The 16,053-nt window shown below is 58.6% G+C and carries 14 protein-coding genes; 10 read left to right on the top strand and 4 right to left on the bottom strand.

From position 1 onward, the window contains the following. The first annotated feature begins 24 nt into the window (after window positions 1-24). From QZ862_RS20015 to QZ862_RS19995, 5 genes are all read left to right on the top strand, one after another. Window positions 25-1,077: a 4-hydroxyproline epimerase gene (locus tag QZ862_RS20015; protein ID WP_296101524.1), complete on the top strand. Its 1,053-nt coding sequence runs from the start codon at window positions 25-27 to the stop codon at window positions 1,075-1,077. Window positions 1,078-1,212: 135 nt separating this feature from the next. Continuing rightward, complete coding sequence (pyrC, locus tag QZ862_RS20010; RefSeq protein WP_296101523.1) at window positions 1,213-2,253, top strand: dihydroorotase; 1,041 nt, start codon at window positions 1,213-1,215, stop codon at window positions 2,251-2,253. A 65-nt stretch (window positions 2,254-2,318) separates the two neighbouring features. Next, the gene (locus tag QZ862_RS20005) at window positions 2,319-3,017 is read left to right on the top strand and encodes an orotate phosphoribosyltransferase (protein ID WP_296101522.1); all 699 of its coding nucleotides are present in this window, start codon (window positions 2,319-2,321) and stop codon (window positions 3,015-3,017) included. Window positions 3,018-3,102: 85 nt separating this feature from the next. Next, window positions 3,103-4,029, top strand: coding sequence for a carbohydrate kinase (locus QZ862_RS20000; RefSeq protein ID WP_296101521.1), 927 nt, complete (start codon window positions 3,103-3,105; stop codon window positions 4,027-4,029). Window positions 4,030-4,053: 24 nt separating this feature from the next. Further along, on the top strand, window positions 4,054-4,509 hold the full coding sequence (locus QZ862_RS19995; RefSeq protein ID WP_296101519.1) for a GNAT family N-acetyltransferase: 456 nt from the start codon (window positions 4,054-4,056) through the stop codon (window positions 4,507-4,509). A gap of 23 nt (window positions 4,510-4,532) precedes the next feature. On the opposite strand, the gene QZ862_RS19990 is transcribed toward QZ862_RS19995, so the two are convergent. Further along, entirely contained in the window at window positions 4,533-4,985 is a 453-nt protein-coding gene (locus QZ862_RS19990; protein WP_296101518.1) for an Lrp/AsnC family transcriptional regulator, read from the bottom strand. A gap of 117 nt (window positions 4,986-5,102) precedes the next feature. On the opposite strand from QZ862_RS19990, the gene QZ862_RS19985 reads away from it, so the two are divergent. Together QZ862_RS19985 and QZ862_RS19980 are read left to right on the top strand one after the other, a co-directional pair. Beyond that, complete coding sequence (locus QZ862_RS19985) at window positions 5,103-6,071, top strand: nucleoside recognition domain-containing protein (RefSeq protein WP_296101517.1); 969 nt, start codon at window positions 5,103-5,105, stop codon at window positions 6,069-6,071. 141 nt (window positions 6,072-6,212) lie between these two features. Next, on the top strand, window positions 6,213-7,568 hold the full coding sequence (locus tag QZ862_RS19980) for a dicarboxylate/amino acid:cation symporter (RefSeq protein WP_296101516.1): 1,356 nt from the start codon (window positions 6,213-6,215) through the stop codon (window positions 7,566-7,568). 63 nt (window positions 7,569-7,631) lie between these two features. Here the strand turns inward: QZ862_RS19980 and QZ862_RS19975 are convergent, their stop codons facing one another. Then, entirely contained in the window at window positions 7,632-8,606 is a 975-nt protein-coding gene (locus QZ862_RS19975; protein ID WP_296101515.1) for an AraC family transcriptional regulator, read from the bottom strand. Window positions 8,607-8,682: 76 nt separating this feature from the next. On the opposite strand from QZ862_RS19975, the gene QZ862_RS19970 reads away from it, so the two are divergent. Next, window positions 8,683-9,885 (top strand): MFS transporter, encoded by a 1,203-nt coding sequence (locus tag QZ862_RS19970; RefSeq protein WP_296101514.1) that lies wholly within the window; start codon window positions 8,683-8,685, stop codon window positions 9,883-9,885. Window positions 9,886-9,956: 71 nt separating this feature from the next. On the opposite strand, the gene pgi is transcribed toward QZ862_RS19970, so the two are convergent. Beyond that, a complete protein-coding gene (pgi, locus tag QZ862_RS19965; RefSeq protein WP_296101513.1) occupies window positions 9,957-11,585 on the bottom strand; it encodes a glucose-6-phosphate isomerase in 1,629 nt (542 codons plus the stop codon). A gap of 107 nt (window positions 11,586-11,692) precedes the next feature. Beyond that, the gene (locus QZ862_RS19960; RefSeq protein WP_296101661.1) at window positions 11,693-13,396 is read right to left on the bottom strand and encodes a long-chain fatty acid--CoA ligase; all 1,704 of its coding nucleotides are present in this window, start codon (window positions 13,394-13,396) and stop codon (window positions 11,693-11,695) included. A gap of 268 nt (window positions 13,397-13,664) precedes the next feature. Here QZ862_RS19960 and QZ862_RS19955 point away from each other — a divergent pair, with 268 nt between their 5' ends. After that, window positions 13,665-14,726: an ABC transporter ATP-binding protein gene (locus QZ862_RS19955; RefSeq protein ID WP_296083159.1), complete on the top strand. Its 1,062-nt coding sequence runs from the start codon at window positions 13,665-13,667 to the stop codon at window positions 14,724-14,726. 145 nt (window positions 14,727-14,871) lie between these two features. After that, on the top strand, window positions 14,872-15,897 hold the full coding sequence (locus tag QZ862_RS19950) for a Fe(3+) ABC transporter substrate-binding protein (protein WP_296101511.1): 1,026 nt from the start codon (window positions 14,872-14,874) through the stop codon (window positions 15,895-15,897). The last annotated feature ends 156 nt before the right edge of the window (window positions 15,898-16,053 follow it).

Here is a 16,053-nt window from a genome sequence, read left to right as displayed (position 1 = left end):
AATTCCCTCTCGGAGTAAGGCCCCATGCGCTGGAAACGCACTCTTCAGCTTCTCGATGTTCATTGCGAAGGGGAGATCGGTCGTGTCGCGACGGGCGGCGTGCCGAAAATTCCCGGGGCAACCGTTGCCGAGCAGCTGCTTTGGCTGAACACCGATCCGAAGGGCGAGGAGCTTCGCCGCTTCCTAACGCTCGAGCCCCGCGGCACGCCGATCGGCTCCGTCAATCTGCTGCTGCCGCCCAAGCACCCGGATGCAGATGCCGCCTTCGTCATTCTCCAGCCCGATCAGGCGCATGCAAGCTCCGGCTCCAACTCCATCTGCGCCACCACTGCTCTGCTGGAAAGCGGCATGGTGGAAATGAAGGAGCCGGAAACCATCGTGATGCTGGAAACCGCCGCTGGTCTCGTCAAGGCAACTGCTACATGCCGGGATGGGCGCTGCGAGAAGGTCAAGCTCACCATGGTGCCGTCCTTCGTTCACGAGTTGGACGTGGAGATCGACACGCCGGACTGGGGCCGCATCCGGATGGATATTTCCTATGGCGGCATTTTCTATGCGCTGGTGGATGTTCGCCAGATCGGGCTGACCATCGACAAGGCCAATGCCGCCAAGCTTGTGGCCGCCGGCATGGTGTTAAAGGATATCGTCAACCGCGACATTCCGGTGGTGCATCCGGAAATCCCCGCCATTTTCGGCGTCGCCTATGTGATGTTCCGCGATACGGAAGAGGATGGCACCATTCGCACCTGCACCACCATGTGGCCGGGCCGGGCGGATCGTTCGCCCTGCGGCACGGGCAACTCGGCCAATCTGGCCACGCTTCACGCGCGCGGCAAGGTGAAGGTGGGCGATACCTACACGTCGCGTTCGATTATCGGAACGGAATTCGAAGTCGGCCTTTCGGCCCTTTCGCAGGTGGCGGGAAAGCAAGCGGTCATCCCCACCATCACCGGGCGCGGCTTTACCTTCGGGCTGCACCAGATCGCACTCGACCCGTTCGATCCGCTGGCCGATGGCTTTGCCATGACCGATGTCTGGGGTCCGCAGGCAGGCTCCATCGGTGAGGCGAAAAAGTAGCCCCAAGTCGTCCAACAGCGCTGTCTTCTTCGGCAGAAAGGTGCTAAGCGGGCCCCACCCCATACATTGTTCTTCGCAAGGTCTTCACGCGCAAACTGCGAGATACTTTGCGCCGACCTGCTTGAGAGGCTCACGATGCAGACGATCACCCTTCGCCGCCCGGATGACTGGCACCTGCACCTGCGCGATGGCGCAATGTTGGAAGGCGTGATTGGCGATACCAGCCGCCATTTTGCCCGTGCCATCATCATGCCCAACCTCGTGCCGCCGGTCGTCACCACGGCGGACGCGCGCGCCTACCGCGAGCGCATCGTCAAGGCCATTCCCGCTGGCGATCGCTTCGAGCCGCTTATGACGCTCTATCTCACCGAGCATACCAGCGCCGACGATGTGGAAGAGGGCAGGAAGAGCGGCCTTATCACCGCCGTGAAGCTATACCCCGCAGGTGCCACCACCAATTCGCACGGCGGCGTGCGCGATATGGACAAGGCCATGCCGGTGCTGGAGCGCATGGCGAAAATCGGCCTGCCGCTTTGCGTCCACGGCGAAGTTACAACGCCAGAGGTCGATATCTTCGACCGCGAGAAAGTCTTTATCGATACGGTTCTTGCACCGCTGCGTCAGCGACTGCCGGAACTGAAAGTGACGATGGAGCACGTGACGACGAGGGACGGCGTGGACTATATTCGCGGCGCGGAGAAAAATCTCGCAGGCTCTATCACCACCCATCACCTTATCATCAACCGCAATGCCATTCTGGTCGGCGGTATCAAGCCGCATTACTACTGCCTGCCGGTGGCAAAGCGCGAGGAGCATCGCTTAGCGCTGCGCGCCGCTGCGACCTCCGGCGACGCTCGTTTCTTCCTCGGTACGGACTCCGCCCCACACGTCGATCCGCTGAAGGAGTGCGCCTGCGGCTGCGCGGGAGTCTACTCGTCAATTAATACCATGAGCTGCCTTGCCCATGTGTTCGAGCAGGACAATGCGCTGGAAAAGCTCGAGGCTTTTGCGTCTTTGAATGGCCCCGCCTGGTATGGCCTTTCGCCCAATGACGAAACGATCACCCTGGTGAGGCGCGATGACCCTGTGGCCTTCCCGGCAAAGATCGAGACGGGCGCTGGACCTGTGACGGTCTTCGATCCGATGTTCCCGCTTCATTGGGATGTAGAAAACTGATGTTCGAACTGCCGGTTAATCCGGCAGTTTTTTTATCGATGGCTGACAAAAAGAGGAAGATGCCGATGGCCCAATTCAATTTCACCGATCGCACGGTGGTTGCCGAGCTCGTTGCGAAGATGCTGTGGGAAATCAAGGCCGTCCACTTCAACTCCGAAGCGCCCTATACCTTCGCATCGGGCATGAAGAGCCCAGTCTATATCGATATGCGCAAGCTGATCTCCTATCCGCGCGTTCGCTCGGCGGTGATGGATTTTGCCGCCGCCAAGATCGTCGCCGATGCCGGTTTTGAGAAGTTCGATTGCGTCGCCGGTGGCGAAACGGCGGGCATACCCTTCGCCGCCTTCCTGGCCGAGCGCCTCGGCCTACCGATGATCTATTGCCGTAAGAAGCCAAAAGGCCATGGCCGCAATGCGCAGATCGAAGGCAATATGCCCGAAGGCGCGCGCGTGCTGGTCATCGAGGATCTGACCACGGCAGGCGGATCCATGTTCACCTTCATCGATGCCATTCGTGCCGCTGGCGGCATTGTCGATCACGGCATCGCGCTGTTTTACTACGGCATATTCCCGGAAGCAGAGGCGCGCTTTACCAACGGTCAAGTGAAGCTGCACTACCTCAGCACCTGGCGCAACGTGCTGGAGGCGGCCCGCTCCGAAAAGCTGTTCGACGATAAGACACTGTCGGAGGTCGAAGCTTTTCTTGATAATCCGCTGCCCTGGTCGGCGCGTCACGGCGGCGTCAGCGAATTGCCGCAATCGTAATTTTGGCTGAGCCTTGCCTTGGATATTGACCCGGGCAAGGTGCTGCCGTTAAGCATCTAATCGATTTAGATTTGGAGGAAATCGGATGATCCTGTGTTGTGGCGAAGCCCTGATCGACATGCTGCCGCGTGAATCGACCAAAGACGAGGCGGCTTTCGCCCCTTATGCAGGCGGCGCGGTTTTCAACACCGCCATCGCGCTCGGACGTCTTGGCGTCCCATCCGCTTTCTTCTCCGGTATCGCCGATGACATGATGGGCGAGATCCTGAAGGAGACGTTGCGCGCCAGCAATGTCGATTACAGCCTCTGCGCCTTCTCCAACCGCCCATCCACCATCGCCTTCGTCAAGCTGGTCGACGGCCACGCGACCTATGCCTTCTATGATGAAGGCACGGCAGGCCGCATGCTGTCAGAAAAGGATCTGCCGAATCTGGGTGGCGAATGCGAAGCGATGCATTTCGGCGCGATCAGCCTGATCCCTGAGCCTTGCGGCAGCACCTATGAGGCGCTCCTGGTGCGCGAGCATGAAAAGCGGGTCATCTCGCTCGATCCCAATATCCGTCCGGGCTTCATTCAGGACAAGCAGAAGCACATGGACCGTATCAATCGCATGGCGGCGATGTCGGATATCGTGAAATTCTCGGATGAGGATCTGGCCTGGTTCGGCCTGAAGGGCGATGAAGACACACTCGCCCGCCACTGGCTGCACCACGGCGCAAAGCTCGTCGTCGTTACCCGTGGCGCGGAGGGCGCTGTCGGCTACACCAAGCAGCTGCGCGTCGAAGTGCCGAGCGAACGCGTCGAGGTGGTCGACACCGTGGGTGCCGGCGACACCTTCGATGCCGGCATCCTGGCCTCCCTGAAACTCCAGGGCCTCCTCACCAAACCACAGGTCGCCTCACTCACCGAAGACCAGATTGCCAAGGCTCTGGCGCTCGGCGCCAAGGCTGCGGCGGTGACGGTATCGCGTGCAGGCGCCAATCCGCCATGGGCCAATGAGATCGGTCTTTAGTCTGGGCGTGAAGGGTTGAACACCATGCTGGTTCGGCCCGCTGAGAAGAGCGATGTGCCAGCGTTGCTCGACCTGTACCAGCATCTGTCACCGGGAGATGCATCTCCGGAGTTGGCGGATGCCGAACGAATTTTCGATCAGCTTTCAGCCTATTCCGGCAGCATGATCGCTCTCTGTGAGGTAGACGGCACAATCGCTGGATCATGTGTACTGGTGGTTGTCCCGAACCTCACGAGAGGTGGGCGGCCCTATGCTTTGATTGAGAACGTCGTGACACATCGCGACTTCAGACGGCGAGGCATCGGTCGACAGATTCTTGATTTTGCGGTGAATGCTGCGTGGCAGGCCGGTTGCTACAAAGTCATGCTGATGACAGGTTCGACGAGGCCGGAAACGCATGCCTTCTATCGAAGCGCCGGGTTCGAGCCATCCAAGACAGGCTTTCAGAAGCGACAGCTTGAAGCGAGACGAGAAGCCTGAAGCCAGTTGTTTGATGGATCGCATCAAACCCGGATCGCCGTTTCCTCTTTCGCCGTTTTGATCACCACCATTGTCACGAAGCGCGCCACGTTCGTCTGATCGCGAAATAGCCTGTCGCATAAGGCGTCGAACTCTTCCATGTCGGTGAGACGTAGCATCAGCATCACATCCATGTCGCCGGTAATCGCGTAGGCATGCGTCACCGCGTCCTCGGTCCGGACGAGGTCGAGAAAGCGCCGCATGTGCTGCTCGCCGTGCAGCTTCAACTCCACCGAAACGAGCGCCTTGATGCCGCGCCCGGCCTTTGCCGGACTGAGAATGGCGACGACCCGGTCGATGATGCCTGTCTTATAAAGACGCTGCACCCGCCGCAGACAACTCGATGGCGAAAGTCCCACCTTATCGGCCATCTCCACATTGGTGAGCGAGGCGTCGCGTTGCATGAGGTTGAGAATGCTGCGGTCGATACGGTCCATGACGCGATCATATGAGACCGATGCGAATTTGCAATAAAATTGCAGGAAGACGCAATCGTTGATCAAAAATGCGAAGTGCTTCGGTTTATTGCATTGGCGGTTCCCGAGGAGTTGCCAATGTCATTCTTTCAATCTCTGTTGCTGAAGTCTCGCGAAACGCTGGCAATCTACTGGCTGCTCGTCAAGATCACGGTGCCGATCTCGCTTCTGACAGAAGTGCTGTCGCGACTGGGCGTCGTCGAGGCCGTGGCACCCGCCTTCGGGCCGGTCATGAATGCCGTCGGCCTACAGCCTGAGCTCGGGCTCGCCTGGTTGACCGCGATGCTGGTCGGAATATGGGGTGCCGTGCCGCTACTCTTCACGCTCGTTCCGATGTCGGAACTCAGCACCGCGGATGTCACAGTGTTTTCTGCGCTTGTCCTCTTTGCTCATGGTCTGCCGCTGGAACAGAAGATCATCCAGAAGGCCGGACCCGGCATGGTGGCAACCACAATGCTGCGTATCCTGGGAGGTTTCATTTACGCCTTTATCCTGCATCGCCTCTTCCAGATGACGGGCTGGCTTTCCTCCTCCGTCGCGCCCGCCTGGGTGCCGGGCGCAGCCACGCCTGACTGGTCCATCTATCTCTGGGGGCTGGCGGAAACGATGATCATGATGCTTGTCGTCCTTCTTCTTCTTTCATGGAGCCTTGAGGTCTTGAAGGTTACAGGCGTTCTCGGCGTAATGATGAAAGGCATAGAGCCATTGCTGCGACTGGCAGGCATTAAAGGAGAGGCGGGGCATCTGACAGCCATCGGTCTCTTCCTCGGAATTTCCTATGGCGCTGGTCTTCTGATCCGCGAAGCGCGATCTGGCATCATCGCACCGCGCCAGATATTCCTCTCCTGCGTTTTCATGGGCTTTGCCCACAGCATTATCGAGGACACGCTTTTGATGGTGTCTCTCGGAGCAGATATCTACAGCACCCTGATCGGGCGGGTAATCTTCGCGATCGGCGCAACGGCAGCGCTGGCATTGGTACTGGCGGCGATATCGGACCGGACTTTCTTCTCACGCTTGTTCAGAAGCCAGCCTGAAGGTGTCTAAAGAGGAACAAAATTCTCCCAATCCTCGACGAAGTGAAATCCGATTTGTTGAATTTCTAAGCATGATGCCGAATATAGGAGCAATTCTTTCCCTCGTGCGTTAGATGCCCACGCATCCCTCGCTTTTACGGATTTCAAAAATATGTCTGCTTCACTTTCCGCAAAACGGTCGCAGAAGCCGTTCTATGCGTCTTTCGGTTTCCAGGTTTTCGCCGCCATGGTGGTCGGTCTCGTTCTCGGTTACATCGCCCGGGAAATGGGCCCGACGGCAGCCGGGCCGAACTGGTTGGTGCAGGCGCTCTCCACCATAGGCTCGATCTTCGTGCAGCTGTTGCGCGCGCTCGTGCCGCTTTTGATCTTCACCGCGATTGTCGCCAGCATCGCCAATCTGCGTGAGTTGAACAATGCAGCACGCCTCGTCTGGCAGACGCTGCTTTGGTTCGCCATCACCGCGCTGATTGCTGTGCTCATCGGCATCACGCTCGGCCTCATCATTCAGCCCGGTCTCAACACGGGCGTGGAAGCGACTGCGGCCGCAGCGCCGTCGACTACGGGTTCGTGGCTGGATTTCTTGAAGGGTCTCATCCCTTCCAACATTCTGGGTTTGCAAGCCTCGACCAAAGTCACGCAGACGGGTGCCACCACCGGCCTGAACTTCAACGTTCTGCAAATTCTAGTCATTTCGATTGCGGTCGGCATTGCAGCCCTTCAGGTGGGTGAGAAGGCAGAGGCTTTCCTGTCCTTCAACCGCTCGCTGCTTGCCATCACCCGCAAGATGCTCTGGTGGGTCATCCGTTTGACACCGATCGGCACAATCGGCCTTCTCGGCAACGCGGTTGCGGTCTATGGCTGGGAGGCGCTCGCTTCGCTCGGCTGGTTCTCGGCGGCAATCTACATTGGGCTCGCCATCGTTCTTTTCATTGTCTATCCGGTGATCCTCGCGGCAAACGGTTTGAACCCGGTGCGCTTCTTCGCAGGCGCATGGCCTGCCATCCAGCTCGCCTTCGTGTCTCGTTCCTCCATCGGCACGTTGCCGGTGACGGAGCAGGTGACGGAGCGCAATCTTGGTGTGCCACGTGAATATTCCGCCTTCGCCGTGCCGCTCGGCGCCACGACAAAGATGGATGGCTGCGCTGCGATCTATCCAGCGATTTCGGCCATCTTTGTTGCGCAGTTCTACGGGGTGCCGCTCGGCATTCAGGAATATGTGCTGATCGTCTTCGTTTCCGTGCTCGGCTCGGCAGCAACGGCTGGACTGACGGGTGCAACGGTGATGCTCACGCTGACCCTCTCCACGCTCGGCCTGCCCCTACAAGGCGTCGGACTTCTGCTGGCGGTCGATCCGATCCTGGATATGGGCCGCACGGCGGTGAATGTGGCGGGGCAGGCGCTGATCCCGACCATCGTCGCCAAGCGACAAGGTATTCTCGATCAAGCAGCCTATGATCGTCAGGAAGGGATCGACGCACTCGATCCGGCGGCAACGCCTGCGGAATAGACCCGCTTCCGATCACGCGACAAGCCCGCCCTGCAATACAGCCGGCGGGCTTTGTTTTGAATGTTAGGCGTGGTGACCGATCGAGGAGGAAAGGGCGCTCGGCGGATGGCCGACGATGCGCTTGAAGGCGCGGCTGAAGGCGGCCTGCGAGCCATAGCCAAGCTTCTCCGCTGCCGTTTCGATCGGCATTCTCTCCTTGCCGATCCACTGCATGGCAAGGCGCATGCGCAGTTCGGTGAGGTAGCGCACCGGCGTCATGCCGGTCACCTCCAGAAACCGCTCAGCAAAGACCGAGCGGGACGCGCCCATGACCCCTGCCAGTTCGGCGAGCGTCCAGTCGTGACCAGGTTTGTTATGGATGGCTAGGATCACCCGCCCGAGACGCGGGTCGCGAAGTGCCGCCACCCAGCCGGAAGAATCGCCGCAGCCGCATTCCACCCAGGCTCTTACGATAAAAGCAGCGACCACATCGGCTAGTCGTGCCAGAATCCCGGCGAAGCCAGCGCGGGCTTGACGGGTTTCACGCTCCATGGCTTCAAGCATCGGCAACAGTTCCGGATAGCGCGATGTCAGGGTGTTGACGAACATGACCTCCGGCATCAGTCCTGTGATAGGGTGCATCGCTCCAAGGTCGAACTCCATGCATCCGCTGAAGACCAGCACGCGCTCCTCGGAAGGTACATCAGGTTCGCAGGTCTTGATTCCACTCACGGAGTTGCAGAGCGGCGCGGCATCCAGAGAGCGGATGTTCTGGCACGCAATGTCGGGGTCTGACAGCAGCGAATGAGCGCCCCCGCGCGGCAAAAGCACGGCATCGCCAGCATTCATCATGTGAAACGCGCCTGAAGGAGTACGAAGATACACCGGTCCGCAAGCCACGAAATGAAACTGCGCACGGCCTTCGACTTCACCGAAAGAAAAGCCGAAAGGGGCTGACGCCTCGATGCGACGATAATCAAGCCCCACGAGCCGCATACCCATCAACAACTCGCTGATGAGATCGGGGGCGGTACCACTTCCGGACTTTTGATCAAGCATAGCGGATTTTGTGGCATGGATCGTCCGAAGAGTCCAGCCTATGTTCTGCCATCCTCTCCTCCCAAAGGACAAACAGATGAACCCGACACCTCTTTCCAATCGCGCGACTGATGGTCCCGAAGCGCCCGCCTGGGGCGCCGTCATCTCCATGGCGCTCGGCGTTTTCGGCCTTGTCACCGCAGAGTTTCTGCCGGCGAGCCTTCTCACACCCATCGCCGCAGACCTCGGCATAACCGAGGGGGCCGCCGGTCAGGCGGTTACCGTCACTGCCGTCGTCGGCATGGTGGCAAGTCTGTTGATCACCTCCGTGGCGCGCAACATTGATCGCCGCCACCTGATGATGATTTTCTCCTCATTTCTTGTCATCTCCAACCTGATGGTGGCGGTAGCGCCAGGCTTGGCGATGCTTCTGATCGGGCGGTTACTGCTCGGCGTGGCGCTCGGCGGCTTCTGGGCCATGTCGACGGCCATCGTCATCCGGCTGGTACCTGCGGCAAGCGTACCGCGCGCGCTCTCTATGATCTTCAGCGGCGTGTCTGGCGCGACCATCGTCGCTGCGCCCGTAGGCAGCTATCTCGGTGATCTCGCCGGCTGGCGCTTTGTCTTCGTGCTCACAGCACTCCTGGGAGTTGCCTCCCTCATCGCCCAGTTTTTGACGCTGCCGAAGCTCGCTCCCACCAGTAACGGTACCCTAAAGACGCTCGGTGTCGTCCTCGCAAGACCTGGTATTGCGCTTGGCCTCGTTGCTGCGACGCTGGTGTTTGGCGGTCACTTTGCCTTCTTCACTTATCTGCGTCCCTATCTGGAGGCCGATATTGGTGCCGGTATTGGTATGGTGTCGGCGCTGCTGCTGGGTTTCGGCCTTGCCAATTTCGTTGGCACGCTGGTTGCGGGATTGCTGATCAGCCGTAGCCTGAAACTGTCGCTTGCAGCTCTTCCGCTCCTTATGGCGCTCATGGCGGTGCTTCTTGTCACCACCGTACCTCCTTTACCGGTCGCCGCCGTGCTGGTCGCCCTCTGGGGCTTCCTCTTCGGTGCGGTACCAGTCTCTTGGTCCACCTGGCTTGCCCGCACTATCCCTGATGAAGCTGAAAGTGCGGGTGGTCTTCTCGTCGCCTCCATCCAGTTTGCCATCGGTATGGGTGCCGCAGTCGGAGGGATCATCTTCGATGTGAGTGGCGCCACCAGCGTCTTCGGCACAAGTGGGCTTGTGCTCGCACTGGCAGCCATCGGCATCATGGTCGGCGTCCGGTCAAGACCGGAGCCGCGCCTGGCATAGGCAAAGTCCAATAGATGACATGGAAAAAGCCGGGATCGACGTCCCGGCTTTTTCGTGACCAATGATGTTGTTTAAGCCGACGCCAGTCCCGCCAGCGCTTTGACCAACCCTTGGGTCGAGCTATCGTGATCGGCGGCGCTCTCCTTGCCCTCCACCACGGGCAGCAGGCCGGTTGCCAGTTCCTTGCCGAGTTCCACGCCCCACTGATCGAAGGAATTGATGCGGAAGAGTACGCCTTCGACGAAGACGCGGTGCTCATAGAGCGCAATCAGGCGTCCGAGTGCAAAGGGCGTCAGTTTGTCAAAGACGAAGGTGATCGACGGGCGGTTGCCGGTGAAGACGCGGTGCGGCGCGATGAAGTCGGCCTTCTTGTCGTCCATGCCCTTGGAAGTCAGCTGCGCCTTAGCTTCTACAAGCGTGCGGCCCTTCATCAGCGCTTCCGACTGCGCAAGGCAATTGGCGATCAGCAACTGATGCTGATGGCGCAGTTCCTTTTCGAAGCCATTGGCGGCGATCATGAATTCGGCGGGAATGATGCTCGTGCCCTGATGGATCAGCTGGTAAAAGGCATGCTGGCCATTGGTGCCGGGTTCGCCCCAGACGACCGGGCCGGACTGGCCGTCGACTGGTGTGCCGTCGATCGTCACGCCCTTGCCGTTCGATTCCATATCCAGCTGCTGCAGGTATGCGGGGAAGCGCGACAGGCGCTGATCGTAGGGCAGGATGGCACGTGTCGAATAATTCAGCACGTTGCGATGATAAAAGCCGATGAGGCCGAGGAGCATGGGCAGGTTCTGGCGCAACGGCGCATCTCGGAAATGCTTGTCCATCGCATGCGCGCCGTCGAGGAACTCGCCGAACTTCTCCGGGCCAATGGCGATCATCAGCGGCAGGCCGATGGCGGACCAGATGGAGTAACGACCACCCACCCAGTCCCAAAAACCGAAAATCCGGTCGCTGTCGATGCCGAAAGCAGCGACCTTGTCGAGGGCGGTGGAAACGGCACAGAAGTGGTGCTTGACGGCATCCTCACCCAGCGCATCGGCGATGAACTTGCGAGCGGTCGCCGCATTCGTCATCGTCTCGATGGTGGTGAAGGTCTTGGAGGCGACGATGAAGAGCGAAGTTTCCGGGTCGATCAGCTTCAGCGTGTCGGCAATATGGGCGCCGTCGATGTTGGAAACGAAGTGGGAGCGCGGACCGTCGTGAAAAGGCGAAAGCGCAAGCGTCGCCATCACCGGGCCAAGGTCCGAGCCGCCGATGCCGATATTGATGACATCGGTGATCTTCTTGCCAGTTGCGCCCTTGAGCGAACCTGAACGAATGGCATCGGCAAACTTGCCCATGGCGGCCAGAACGTCATTCACGTCCGGCATCACATCCTTGCCGTCCACCAGCACTGGTGTGTTTGAACGATTGCGCAGAGCCGTGTGCAGCACGGCGCGACCTTCGGTGAAGTTGATCTCCTTGCCGGAGAACATCTCTTCGCGCTTCTCAGCGACGCCGCCTTCTGCGGCAAGCTTTTCCAGGAGCGTTAGAATGTCGTCATTCACAGCGCATTTGGAGTAGTCCATCAGAAGGTCGTCGAAGCGGGCGCTGAACCGTTCGAAGCGCTCACCATCAGCTGCAAAGGCGGCACGGATGTCCGTCGCGTTGGTGCTGGCGGCTGTGGATTTCAGGGTCTCGACGATGGCGTGCATGGAAAGCTCCTCATGCTCCGTGGAAGGATGAGGAAACTATTCTTTTTCATCGGGCCAAATCAAGGCATCATCGGCTAAATCGATTGAATTATTCCGAACGTCGCCAATCAGTTAGCCAGCTTTCTCAGTTCGCGACGCAGGATCTTGCCAACATTGGTCTTCGGCATTTCCGCAATGAACTCTATATGCTTGGGGCGCTTGTAGTTGGTCAGCCCCTCAGCGCAGAAAGCTTTCAGTTCTGCGGCTGTCAAAGCCTCGTCCTTTTTGACCACATAGAGCTTTACCGCTTCGCCGGAATGTTCGTCCGGCACGCCGACAGCGGCGCATTCCTGTACACCCGGATGGGCAGCAGCAACTTCCTCGATTTCGTTCGGATAGACGTTGAAGCCTGAAACCAGGATCATGTCCTTCTTGCGGTCGACGATCTTGGTAAATCCGCGTTCATCCATCACGCCCATATCGCCGGAGCGGAAGAAGCCGTCTGGCGTCATGACTTTGGCGGTTTCATCCGGGCGCTGCCAGTAACCGGCCATCACCTGCGGGCCGCGGATGCAGATTTCACCGACGTCGCCGATCGGCAAGCTGTTGCCGTCATCGTCGCGGATATCGATATCCGTGGAGGGAACAGGAAGACCAATGGTGCCGCTGAAGCCGTTCTGGTCGAGGCAGTTCACTGTCGCAACAGGTGATGTTTCCGAAAGCCCATAGCCTTCGCTGATCGCCGTGCCGGTAATCGAGAACCAACGCTCGGCGACCGGGCGCTGCACAGCCATGCCGCCGCCGAGCACCAGAACCAGCGAGGAAAAGTCCAGCTTGCGGAAATCCTCATTGTTCATCAGCGCATTGAACAGCGTGTTGATGCCGGGGAAGACATGGGCCTTGTAGCCCGACAATTCCTTGACGAAGCCGGGGATATCGCGCGGATTGGCGATGAGCAGATTGTGGCCGCCAAGCGCAATACCCATCAGCGAGTTCACCGTCAGCGCAAAGATATGATAGAGCGGCAATGCGCAGACGAAGTTCAAGACTTCCGGGCGGTTCTTGCGGGCAAAGACCGGCTCCATCCACAGCGCGATCTGCGCCTTGTTAGCCAGAAGATTGGCGTGAGTGAGAACCGCGCCCTTGGAAATGCCAGTTGTGCCGCCGGTATATTGCAGAAAGGCGATATCGTTGCGAGTCAACTCTACAGGCTTTAGGGAGGTGTTTTGCGCCTGTTTCAATACGCTCTTGTAGGTGATGGCCTGGGGAAGGGCAAAGGCGGGAACGAGCTTCTTGACCTTGCGCACCACGAGATTGACGATATGGCCCTTGAAGCCAAGGAGATCGCCCATCGTGGCGACGATCACGTGCTTCACATCGGTCTTAGGCAGCGCCTGCTGAACGACGTGCGCGAAGTTCTCCAGAACGAACAGTGCTTTCGCGCCGGAATCCTTCAACTGATGTTCAAGCTCACGAGGGGTATAGAGTGGGTTGACGTTCACAACTGTCAGACCCGCGCGCAAGATCGCGTAGGTGGCAACGGGGTTCTGCAGAATATTCGGCATCATCACCGCGACACGGTCACCCTTTTGCAGGCCGATGCTTTGCAGCCAGCCCCCAATGGCGCGCGTTTGCTCCTCAAGTTCGCGATAGGTGATGGATTTTCCCATGCTGGAAAAAGCCTTGCGATCTGCAAACTGCGTGCAGCTTCTCTCCAGGAGTTCGGCAAGTGAGGCGTAGCCCAGATCAGGCAGTTCCGCAGGTACGCCCTTCGGATAGGATTCAAGCCAAGGGCGCTGCACAGCACGCGGCTCCTGACGAATCGCACTCATATCGCTCATTGCTTTCCTCCCATGCTGCTTCCAGCAACCGTCCTCGGCATCCTGATCTTTCTGAGGGTCCTCATCCACCAGAAGGTCCGCCGACTTGCGTCGCAAGAGTAGATGACGCTCCCGAGATCATCCACTCACATCAGCGTATTTAACTTTAACGTAAACGTCAACCGTTGCGCGGGATGGATTGCGTGCCCCAAAACTTGCTTTTTGAGTTTAATCCTGATTTGAACAATCAACAAACCGGCAGCGATGATGGATGTTTTGAATGAAAGAGGTTGCAGCGCTACAGTTGAACGGAATCGGCAAGACCTTTGGTGGACTTGCGGTTCTCGCTGGCATCGATCTTTCAGTTTCCAAGGGAGAGATCATCTGCCTCGTGGGCCGCTCCGGTTGCGGGAAGTCAACGCTGCTTCGCATTATCGCCGGGGTCGAAACGCCCGATGCGGGGACTGTGCGGATGAACGGAACAGAGATCGCTGGTCCTGCCGTTTTCGTCGAGCCGGAGAAGCGCCGCATCGGTTTCGTATTTCAGGATTATGCGCTCTTTCCACATCTGACTGTCGAGCAGAATGTCGTCTTCGGGCTGAAGGGTTGGGCGCGGCAGGAAGCGCGCGCGCGCACTGCGGAAATGCTTGAGCACGTCCGGCTTTCCCACCTCGCGGATCGCTATCCGCACACCCTGTCCGGAGGCGAGCAGCAACGCGTGGCTCTCGCTCGCGCCTTGGCTCCCAAGCCAGACATTCTGCTGATGGACGAGCCATTTTCCAACCTCGATCGCGGCCTGCGCGACAGCGTGCGTGAAGAAACGATCGATCTCCTGCGCGCGCTTCGGACAACCGCAATCATGGTTACGCATGACCCGGAGGAGGCTCTGTCGGCCGGAGACAGGGTCGTCCTGATGCAGTCGGGCCACATTGTGCAGTCAGGAACCGGTTACGATCTGCATGATCGCCCCACCAGCCGTTATGCGGCAGATTTCTTCTGTGCTTTCAACAAGGTGGAGGGCAAGGTCAGGAACGGCCACGTGGAAACGCCGATCGGCAATTTTGCCCATGGAGGGACGCTTGAGGAAGGGGCCGCGGCCTTGGTCTATATTCGTCCGGGAGAAATAGAACTTGATCCTGCCAGTGGCCCAACCGCCGGCACATCGTTGCGTGGTGAAGTGTCCGGTCGCATGTTCATGGGCGAGATCGAGCAATTGTCTGTCAGCGTTGCAGGTCTGTCTGCCGATCTTCGGGTCCGCAGCATGAAGCGGACGCCGATCGATGTGAAAGACGTGCATCTCTCGATTGACCCCGGGCGCGTACTGATATTTACCAAAGGTTGAATTATCTGAAAAACACCTTCGAATTACGCCCATTTTCAACTCGAGGTGATTGTTTTGCTCAGTTTGGCACTCGAAATAACTTGATTTTAATTGTCATGTATGGTCAATCCCATTCCGACATCATTGGAGTCTGAAGGGGATTAATATGACCTATTTCAATACCAAAAAGATTGCACTGCTGGCGGGCGTAGCCGGAGCGGTTTTCGCGGGCGCTGCCAACGCAGCAGAGATCAACATCTACACCACGCGCGAGCCGGCGCTGGTTCAGCCATTGCTGGATGCCTTCACCAAGGAGAGCGGCGTGAAGGTCAATACCGTGTTCATGAAGGACGGTCTGGCGGAACGCGTCTTGAGCGAAGGCGCAAGCTCTCCAGCTGATATCCTGATGACCGTCGATGCCGGCAACCTCGTCGATCTCGTGGAAAAGGGCGTAACCCAGCCGGTCGAATCGGACGTGCTGACGAAGTCCGTCCCGGCCGAACTGCGCGATGCCAACGGCAACTGGTTCGCACTCTCCATGCGCGCGCGCGTTCTCTACGCCGCCAAAGATCTTGATCTGAAGAGCTTCAACTATGAAGATCTGGCTGATTCCAAATGGAAGGGCAAAGTCTGCATTCGCTCCGGTCAACACCCGTACAACACCGCCCTCTTTGCAGATTACATCGCCCATCACGGCGCTGAGAAGACCGAAGCTTGGCTGAAGGGCGTCAAGGACAACCTCGCTCGCAAGGCTGGTGGCGGCGATCGTGATGTGGCCAAGGACATTCTCGGCGGCATTTGCGATATCGGTCTGGCAAACTCCTACTATGTCGGCCTGATGCGTTCGGGCAAAGGCGGTGAGGAGCAGGTCAAGTGGGGTGAGGCTATCAAGGTCATTCTGCCAACCTTCAAGGATGGCGGCACGCAGGTTAACATCTCCGGTGCTGCGGTTGCCAAGAATGCTCCGAATAAGACCGAAGCCGTGAAACTTCTCGAGTACCTTGTCTCTGACGAAGCCCAGAAGATCTACGCCGAAGCCAACTTCGAATATCCGGTCAAGCCGGGCGCCGCATTGAACGATGTCGTCGCATCGTTCGGCACATTGAAAATCGATAACAAGCCGCTAGCGGAAATCGTGTCGTATCGTAAACAGGCGAGCGAACTGGTCGATAAGGTTGGCTTCGACAACTAAGCCTTGGGAATTGCGTCCCCGCTTTAACGACGATCACCGGACCTCGTCGTCGCCATAGTCGGGCTTGACCGGGGATTGGCGAGAGGAACGTGCAAAAGCTCAGGCGCCCGCTTCATGCGGGCGCCTTCACCGTTTCCAGCATTACAGCGTTTCTGT

It is taken from the genome of uncultured Agrobacterium sp. (genome assembly GCA_913777615.1).
Lineage (GTDB): Bacteria > Pseudomonadota > Alphaproteobacteria > Rhizobiales > Rhizobiaceae > Agrobacterium.
This window is presented reverse-complemented; position numbering and strand designations above follow the sequence as displayed.